The 2,907-nt window shown below is 61.9% G+C and carries 1 protein-coding gene and 2 pseudogenes; 1 reads left to right on the plus strand and 2 read right to left on the minus strand.

From position 1 onward, the window contains the following. Both GIW04_RS29460 and GIW04_RS29465 read right to left on the minus strand, forming a co-directional pair. A pseudogene (locus GIW04_RS29460) lies at positions 1 to 98 on the minus strand (1-aminocyclopropane-1-carboxylate deaminase); the annotation flags it as partial. Between the two features lie 57 nt (positions 99 to 155). Beyond that, positions 156 to 2,195, minus strand: a complete 2,040-nt coding sequence (locus GIW04_RS29465; protein WP_236479510.1) for an NADPH-dependent 2,4-dienoyl-CoA reductase — start codon at positions 2,193 to 2,195, stop codon at positions 156 to 158. A 211-nt stretch (positions 2,196 to 2,406) separates the two neighbouring features. Between GIW04_RS29465 and GIW04_RS29470 the strand changes: the two are divergent. Beyond that, positions 2,407 to 2,907: pseudogene (locus GIW04_RS29470) on the plus strand (carbon-nitrogen hydrolase family protein); the annotation flags it as partial.

Below are 2,907 nucleotides of genomic sequence, written 5' to 3' on the forward strand. Positions count from 1 at the left end.
ATACAGTCCAGGCGCAGCACGGCCAACTCGACTCCGTTCAGCCAGTCCAGTTGCAAAGGTTCAAGGAGCGCGTGAGGAAGCCAGTCGAAAGGGCCCATCGGCAGGTATCTGAATGAAAAAAGGGGCGGTAGTCTACCACCGCCCCTCTTGACGCCTTACAGCTCGGCCGCCAGGCGCGAGCCCTGGTTGATGGCGCGCTTGGCGTCCAGTTCGGCCGCCACATCGGCGCCGCCGATCAGGTGCACGTTCTGGCCGGCAGCGACCAGGCCGTCGTGCAATTCGCGCAGCGGGTCCTGGCCGGCACAGATGACGATATTGTCTACCGCCAGTACCTGCGGCTCGCCCTCGGCGCCGATGCGGATATGCAGCCCTTCATCGTCGATCTTCAGGTACTCGACACTGTTGAGCATCTGCACCTGCTTGTTCTTCAAACCCGTGCGGTGGATCCAGCCCGTGGTCTTGCCCAGGCCGTCGCCCACCTTGGAAGCCTTGCGTTGCAGCAGGAACACTTCACGGGCCGGCGCATGGCGCTCGGGTTTGATCCCGGCCACGCCGCCACGGGCTTGCAGTTGGGTGTCGATGCCCCATTCTTTCCAGAACGCCTCGCGATCCAGGCTGGTGGATACGCCTTGGTGGACGAGAAATTCAGACACGTCAAAACCAATGCCACCGGCGCCGATCACCGCCACGCGCTTGCCCACCGGCTTGCGTTCGAGGATCACGTCCAGGTAACTCAGGACCTTGGCATTGTCGACACCGGGAATCGCCGGGGTACGCGGTGCGATGCCTGTGGCCAGGATCACCTCGTCATAACTGCCCGCTACCAGTTGCGCAACATCCACACGGGTGTTGAGGCACAACTCGACGTGGGTGGTCTGCAATTTGCGCTTGAAATAACGCAGGGTCTCGAAGAACTCGTCCTTGCCCGGCACGCGCTTGGCGATATTGAACTGGCCGCCGATCTCGCTGGCGGAGTCGAACAAGGTCACCTGATGCCCGCGCTCGGCGGCCACGGTAGCAGCGGCCAGGCCCGCAGGGCCGGCGCCGACCACCGCAACTTTTTTGATCTGCTTGACCGGCAAGTAATTGAGCTCGGTTTCGTAGCACGCCCGCGGGTTGACCAGGCAGGTGGTGAGCTTGCCGCCAAAGGTGTGGTCCAGGCAGGCCTGGTTGCAGCCGATGCAGGTATTGATCTCATCGGCGCGCCCGGCGGCGGCCTTGTTGACGAACTCGGGATCAGCGAGAAACGGCCGCGCCATCGAGACCATATCGGCGTCGCCTTCGGCCAGGATCTGCTCGGCGATTTCCGGGGTGTTGATGCGGTTGGTGGTGATCAGCGGAATCTGTACCGAACCGCGCAATTTGGCCGTGACTTTACTGAATGCACCACGGGGCACCTTGGTGGCGATGGTCGGGATACGCGCTTCGTGCCAGCCGATACCGGTGTTGATGATCGTCGCGCCGGCCTGTTCGATGGCCTTGGCCAACTGCACGATTTCTTCCCAGACGCTGCCGCCTTCCACCAGGTCGAGCATCGACAGGCGGAAGATGATAATGAAGTTCGGGCCTACGGCTTCGCGTACGCGGCGCACGATTTCCACGGCCAGGCGCATGCGATTTTCAAAGCTGCCACCCCAACGGTCGGTGCGATGGTTGGTGTGGGCGGCGAGGAACTGGTTAATGAAGTAGCCTTCGGAACCCATGATTTCAACGCCGTCATACTCGGCGACCTGGGCCAGCAGCGAGCAGGTGACAAAGTCCTGGATCTGTTTTTCGATGCCCTCTTCATCCAGTTCCTTGGGCTTGAACGGGTTGATCGGCGCCTGGATAGCGCTCGGTGCCACCTGCTTGGGGCTGTAGGCGTAACGCCCAGCGTGGAGGATCTGCATGCAGATTTTGCCACCCGCGTCGTGCACGGCCTGGGTGACGATCTTGTGCTTGCGCGCCTCTTCTTCGGTGGTCAGCTTGGCTGCACCGGCGTACACGCCGCCCTCGTCATTGGGGCCAATACCGCCGGTGACCATCAGGCCCACGCCGCCACGGGCACGCTCGGCAAAATAGGCCGCCATGCGCTCGAAACCGCCGGGCTTTTCCTCCAGGCCGGTGTGCATCGAGCCCATCAGGGTACGGTTGCGCAAGGTGGTAAAACCCAGGTCCAACGGGGCCAGCAGGTGCGGGTAGGCAGCAGCGGTCATGGTACAGCTCCACAACGGATCATCACGGGACGTGGCGCACTCGAACGGCGTGCCATCGGTTTATGTCCCACAGACTAAGAGGCGGTGGACCACGGCTCAATGACTGAAACTGACAAGTTATTGATCCAAATGCACAGCGCCCCTTGGCAAGCCACGCCATGGGCCCTACCCTAGTCGCGAACCCTGCACCTGGTCTGTTGTCTGTTGCCCCATGCGTAAACTTCTAGCGTTCACCGTCATCATGGCCCTGGTTGCCTCCCTCGCCGCGTATCTGGTCTGGACCCAGGAGCGCCCCGTGGCGCATTACCTGTCCGACCTGCGCATCACCCTCGCCGTCAATGAGGGCGAACCGGCCGACCGTGGCAACCTGCTGGGCATCCAGCCAGAGCTGTTCCCTGCCGATTATCAGAGCCTGGAACGCCTGCACCTGAAGCTGTCGGCCTACCTGCAAAACGCCCGGGACCTTGGGCTGATCAATGCCAAAACCGTGGTGGTGCTGCCGGAACATATCGGCACCTGGCTGATGCTCGGCGGCGAAAAAAACGAGCTGTACCAGGCCGCTCATCTCAAGGACGCCATGAACTGGCTGTCGATCAGCAACCCGCTGCAATTTGCCAAAGCCTGGATCAGCGCCACCGGCGACAACCGCATGGATGATGCGTACCTGCGTATGAAAGCCCCGGCCATGGCCCGCGACTATCAAGTGTTGTTT

The sequence above is a fragment of the Pseudomonas sp. PA-4-8C genome, assembly GCF_021606625.1.
Lineage (GTDB): Bacteria > Pseudomonadota > Gammaproteobacteria > Pseudomonadales > Pseudomonadaceae > Aquipseudomonas > Aquipseudomonas lactis.